This is a genomic window from Vibrio sp. 10N.261.55.A10, from assembly GCF_041470825.1.
Taxonomy (GTDB): domain Bacteria; phylum Pseudomonadota; class Gammaproteobacteria; order Enterobacterales; family Vibrionaceae; genus Vibrio; species Vibrio crassostreae_C.
This window is the reverse complement of sequence record NZ_JBFRNC010000146.1, coordinates 1-405: the sequence shown is the minus strand read 5'-3', so window position 1 is coordinate 405 and position 405 is coordinate 1. Positions and strand designations below refer to the sequence as shown.

The window sequence follows — 405 nt, the reverse complement described above, 5'->3', positions numbered from 1 at the left end:
ACCGAATGTCGCTTTCGGTTTGTTGGTTGCCAACGGCAAAATCGTTATTCGCAAAATGTGTTTCCAGTTCTTCTAAGCGAGCGAAAATATCAACCATGGCTTCGTCGTAAGCTTTCTGGCTTGAAGCGAATCCTGCGCGATACACGCCATTGTTTAAGCTGTCGTAGATACTGGCATTAAACTCTTCAATTTGTGATTGCAACTCAGTCGGGTACAAATTGATGTTTGAATTATGAATCGGTCTTAAGTCTTCGTTCAAAATATGAAGAATATCAGCAGACTCGTTGTTGATGATTTTGTTATCACCACAATCCCAAAGTACAGGCACAGTCGCTCGACCAGTGTATTGGTCATCAGTCATCGTATAAAGATGGTGAGCGTATTCCACTCCCTCAATGCCACTCT

Annotated in this window: 1 pseudogene; it reads right to left on the bottom strand. The window is 42.5% G+C overall.

Annotated features, from left to right (window positions below):
* Positions 1–405 (bottom strand): annotated as a pseudogene (locus AB4274_RS22160) (glutathione S-transferase family protein); the annotation flags it as partial.